This window comes from Baia soyae (assembly GCF_004341445.1).
In the GTDB taxonomy this organism is placed as follows: domain Bacteria; phylum Bacillota; class Bacilli; order Thermoactinomycetales; family Thermoactinomycetaceae; genus Baia; species Baia soyae.
Window position 1 is genome coordinate 1 of sequence record NZ_SLXV01000071.1, and the last position, 5,118, is coordinate 5,118.

Consider the following 5,118-nt stretch of genomic DNA (forward strand, 5'->3'; position numbering starts at 1 on the left):
CAATTTTGTTTCTAATGAATATTTAGCCATAGAAAAAGCACCTCCAACTGTTGGGTTTTAATTTCGTGTCCAACAATTGGGGTGCAGTTCATTCAAGGGAATAGTCTTTTTATATTGTTAGGTGAGATTTTCGTTTATTCTCCCAACTAACATAATTAATCTTATTTACTCCATGTAATAAACATGGCTCTCCTAGTTGTTTCTCTATTTTCTCTAATTCTTTTGGGAACTGCTCTTCTATATATAATCGGATGTAAGGTAATTTTTTTTGTGCTTGTTGTGATCGAATATTACGTTTACTTGCTCCTAAAAATACCCATTCGAGTCCTATGTCATGAAAAGCAATCTCTAAAATCAGATGCTTCGACTCTTCATTGTACCCCTGACCCCAAAAAGGATAGCTAATCCACGTCCCTAAATGAGCGGATCCATTCTGACGATCGATTTCTTTTAGTGTCGTGTGTCCGATTACTTCACCGGCCTCGTTTAAAATGACTCTCGAAAGCACTTTTCCTTCTGTTTCAGCAAGTATTGTACTCTCGATAAAAGTACGTGTGTCGTCAATCGTCCCTTTTGGTAATGTTAGGGCGGTACGCACATGCTCTTCCTGAGAGCCGCGATAAATTTGATCGGCATATTTTAAATCATTTTTTACTAACTGTGTTTTCATATAAATATTCCTCCTCTATCATCCGATTTGTCCGACCCAATAACCTACAAAGGCAAGAAAAATCCCAATCGTGTAGCTCTTTCCAAGGTACAAAAGGAACTTTTTCCACTCCCTAGCTTGTTTTAGTTGCTCGCTTTCCCAGTGCAATGTCGAAAAGGTAGTGAAAGCTCCCAAAAAGCCCGTTCCCACTAATAAAATCCACGGTTTAGATAAATGAATTCCATTTGCCAATCCTAGTAGAAATGCACCCGAAAGATTAATAATTAACGTTCCATATGGGAAACTAGGCATAGGCTTATTCATTCGCTGACTAATCCAGAATCGAGAAATGGCCCCGAAAAATCCTCCAATTCCCACTAATAAACTGTTGATGATCACGAGTGCTCACCTTCCAAACCTTGCTTATTTCCTTGTTTCATCGCCATTTTATACCCTATCCAAGTTAAAAATAGACCTCCCCACAAGGATAGCAACACATAAACAAGTGCCATGATCCATAAGCCACTATGTAGCATATGCACTACCTCTACGCTAAACGTAGAGAACGTTGTGAATGCCCCAATGAACCCTGTAGTAAATCCCGTTCGAAACAATGAAGGAATATTTCTCCTCGCCATAGACCAAACCGTAAACCAGCTAAGTACGAAACAACCGATGAAGTTGACAATTAGGGTCCCTAGAGGAAATCCATACAGCTCACCTGAAGGAAAGAAAATGCTTACACAGTAGCGAAGCAAAGCACCGATTACCCCAGCTAAGCCAATAACCCAATATATCATACGGGAATCCCTCCCAGATAGGGGCTTATTCTTGATATCCTATCTTCCCCAGAAATGAACCTGCATGAAAGCTACACTCAATCAAAACAGGCTGGTTTTCTTCATTAAATAATAGTATATTCGAGCTGGAATGGGAACTGGATTTATTGATGATGACAATCACCTCGGAAATGTAACCCGTGAAGGTACTACCTTTTTGAACATAAACGGAAGGCTCTAACGGTACTCGAATCATCAGTTGATTTTTTGCCTCTAGATTAGCTTGTGGGCTCCGCCCAACGATTCGCCCCAACATATCTTTTACTTCCAGTTGGATATCAGGAGAGTTTTGTAATTTTGCTACCACCTTTTCTTGAGTCGTATCAAATATTTCAATAGGAGGCATCATGAAAGCGGATGAAGTCGCTCCATGAGCCTTTGAAAAACAGAGTGTTGTCATGATGAAAAATAGGACTATGACTGATTTATTACGGTTATTGTTCAAGCGTTCATCTCCTAAGAGTGCGATTGGTAAATAAATAAATTTCTTCTACCGATAGGATACCCCGTTTGGATTGAAATACCTAGCAGAAAACTGGGGAATAATAGGTTCATCATTTCTTCCCGTGGAGGATACAAGAATGGATAAGCTGGAAATCCGTAATCTTACTAAGGTCTTTGGACGTTCACCGAAGAGGGCCTTAAAACTTTTAGATGAGGGCAAGGAGAAAGAAGAAATTTTACAAGAGACCGGTTGTACGATTGGGGTAAATCGTGCAACGTTTGAGATATATAATGGAGAGATTTTTGTGATTATGGGTTTATCTGGAAGTGGTAAATCCACGGTCGTTCGTCTCCTGAACAGACTGATCGAGCCAACAAGTGGATCTATTTTATTGGATAGCAAGGATATTATGAAAATGTCGGCCGAAGAAGTGCGGGAAGTTCGCAGAAAAAAGATGGGCATGGTTTTTCAGAAGTTCGCTCTTTTTCCCCATCGGACTGTACTAGAAAATGTGGAGTTTGGATTAGAAATTCAAGGAGTTATGAAAGCGGATCGACAAAAAAAGGCGATGAAATCCTTGGAGTTGGTAGGCCTGAGTAGCTATGCAGATCAAAAGCCAGATCAACTTAGTGGTGGAATGCAACAAAGGGTAGGGCTTGCGCGGGCCTTGGCTAATGATCCCGATATTTTGTTGATGGATGAAGCGTTTAGTGCACTGGATCCCCTGATTCGCAAAGAGATGCAAGATGAGCTAGTTGATCTGCAACAACGCATGAAGAAGACGATTATCTTTATCACCCATGATTTAGATGAAGCGATCCATATAGGTGATCGGATTATGTTAATGAGGGATGGAACGATCCAACAAATTGGAACTCCCGAAGAGATCTTAACCCATCCTGCAAATGAGTATGTAAAACGCTTTGTGAAAAACGTCGATTTAACTCACGTGATAACGGTAGAATCGATCATGAAACCCGCAGAGTCGATTATGATGGGGAAGGATGGGCCACGTGTAGCACTGAAGAAAATGAAAGAGAAAGCGATCCCTACTGTTGTCGTAACCGATCGAAACCGTATGGTAAAAGGAATTGTGACAGCCGAAGGGTTAAAACAGGCATTAGAAAAAAATCTTTCGTTAGAAGATATTTTAGTTGCAGATTGTGTCACTGTTTCGAAAGAAACACCTATTAGCGACCTGTTAGTACTGATGGCCGAAAGTGAATTTCTCTATCCTTCAATCGTGACCAATGAAGCGGGGAAATTAAAAGGCGTGATCGGAAGAGGCGCTTTATTTTCCGCATTTGCTGGATATGGAGGTGAGAAAGAATGATTCCCAAGATTCCATTGGCTGAATGGATCGAATGGCTAGTTAGTTGGTTACAAGATCATTTTGATCCAGTCTTTCAACTCATTAAAAATATGATTGAACCAACGGTTACCTTTTTCACTAGAATTTTAAGCGTACTACCACCACTCGCTACGATTGGTATATTAATTTTCTTTATCTTGTGGATCACCCGAATTTGGACTGCGATCCTTTCTCTCGCTGGACTACTGCTCATATGGAATCTAGGTTACTGGGATGAGAGCACTCAGACCCTTTCATTAGTACTTACCTCCACTCTGATTGCGGTTATCATAGGAATTCCCTTAGGTATATGGTCTGGGCGGAATGATCGGGCACAAGCTTTTTTAAAGCCTATTTTAGATTTCATGCAGACCATGCCTGCCTTTGTCTACCTGATTCCAGCAGTTTTCTTTTTCTCACTTGGAACAGTGCCAGGGGTCATCGCTTCTGTTATTTTTGCGATGCCTCCTACGATCCGATTTACCAGCTTAGGATTACGACAAGTTTCGGTTGACCTAAAAGAAGCGGCCGAAGCCTTTGGTGCTACATCATGGCAGAAGCTTATAAAAGTAGAGATCCCGCTTGCACAGCAGACGATTCTCGCTGGAGTGAATCAGACGATTATGCTTTCACTTTCCATGGTGGTTACGGCGAGTATGATTGGTGCCGAAGGGATTGGCGCTGTCGTTCTAGAATCGATTACCCGTTTAAAAGTGGGAATCGGGTTTGAAAGTGGACTCGCCATCGTCATTATTGCGATCATTCTAGACCGCCTCACTCAGAATTTAAATCAAAATAGGGAAGATACCTGGAATAGGCAGAGACAGATTCCATTTCTCGCAAAAACAAGAAAATGGGCAGCTCCTGTTGCGATTCTCACGGTTTTAGCACTGACGTTCACTAGCTATGCACAGAGTGGTGTAAAGCGAAATGAGATTAAACTCATCTATGTAAATTGGGTATCGGAAGAGGCAAGTACCTATACGCTCAAAAACATCTTAGAAAAAGAAGGATTTCAAGTAAAAGTGATTCGAGTCGATGCGGGACCGATGTATGATGCAATCGCAACTGGAAATGCAGATGCGATGGTAGCGGCATGGCTTCCAACAACAGGTGCCCAATACTACGATCGGTATAAGAAGGATCTGGAGAATCTAGGTGTAAATCTGGAAAAGACCCGTATCGGACTGGTTGTTCCAAAATATGTAAACATTAATTCGATTGGGGAGTTAGCCTCTCAAAAAGAACAATTTGATCAAAAAATTATCGGGATTGACCCCGGCTCTGGAACCATGTTGCTCGCGAAGGAGACAATCAAGCAGTACAATCTGGGAATGAAGTTGTTAGAAGGCTCTGATGCGGCGATGGTAGCAGAATTAGATCGAGCGTACAAGAAGAAAAAACCCATTGTAATCACGGGTTGGACTCCGCATTGGATGTTCCTTAAGTATGATTTAAAATACTTAGATGATCCCAAGAAAACCTTTGGCGAACCCGAAAATATCTACACGCTCGTGCGAAAAGGGTTTAAAGAAGATCAACCAGAAGCATTTAAATTGATCGATCAATTTTTTTGGACTGCTCGAGACATGGAAGAAGTCATGCTCGACGTTGCAAACGGCATGTCCCCAGATCAAGCGGCCAAAAAATGGATTGAAAAACACCCAAGTCAAGTTGCAGAGATAACAACTGGTGTGCGAAAAAATAAATGAAAAAGAGATAAGCCAATTACTGGAGTTTGAAGTGAACCCAAAAAGTTAGACACGAAGTTTTAAGCAACCCGCAGGGTATGCGTTCGGTATTGAACCGGGCTCATGCCCTTTAGTTTTATCTT

Annotated in this window: 6 protein-coding genes; 2 read left to right on the plus strand and 4 right to left on the minus strand. The window is 41.4% G+C overall.

What is annotated here, in order from left to right:
- Positions 1-109: 109 nt before the first annotated feature.
- Genes EDD57_RS13995 through EDD57_RS14010 form a run of 4 tightly spaced genes read right to left on the minus strand, consistent with a single transcriptional unit; the run spans position 110 to position 1,933 of the window.
- Positions 110-670, minus strand: a complete 561-nt coding sequence (locus EDD57_RS13995) for a GNAT family N-acetyltransferase (RefSeq protein ID WP_131850032.1) — start codon at positions 668-670, stop codon at positions 110-112.
- 18 nt (positions 671-688) lie between these two features.
- Positions 689-1,042 (minus strand): fluoride efflux transporter CrcB, encoded by a 354-nt coding sequence (crcB, locus tag EDD57_RS14000; RefSeq protein WP_207896847.1) that lies wholly within the window; start codon positions 1,040-1,042, stop codon positions 689-691.
- A gap of 2 nt (positions 1,043-1,044) precedes the next feature.
- A complete protein-coding gene (gene crcB, locus EDD57_RS14005; RefSeq protein WP_131850033.1) occupies positions 1,045-1,449 on the minus strand; it encodes a fluoride efflux transporter CrcB in 405 nt (134 codons plus the stop codon).
- A 25-nt stretch (positions 1,450-1,474) separates the two neighbouring features.
- The gene (locus EDD57_RS14010) at positions 1,475-1,933 is read right to left on the minus strand and encodes a hypothetical protein (RefSeq protein WP_131850034.1); all 459 of its coding nucleotides are present in this window, start codon (positions 1,931-1,933) and stop codon (positions 1,475-1,477) included.
- Between the two features lie 136 nt (positions 1,934-2,069).
- On the opposite strand from EDD57_RS14010, the gene EDD57_RS14015 reads away from it, so the two are divergent.
- A complete protein-coding gene (locus tag EDD57_RS14015; protein ID WP_131850035.1) occupies positions 2,070-3,266 on the plus strand; it encodes a quaternary amine ABC transporter ATP-binding protein in 1,197 nt (398 codons plus the stop codon).
- Complete coding sequence (locus tag EDD57_RS14020; RefSeq protein WP_131850036.1) at positions 3,263-4,996, plus strand: ABC transporter permease/substrate binding protein; 1,734 nt, start codon at positions 3,263-3,265, stop codon at positions 4,994-4,996. Before EDD57_RS14015 ends, EDD57_RS14020 begins: the two co-directional genes overlap by 4 nt.
- Positions 4,997-5,118: the final 122 nt, after the last annotated feature.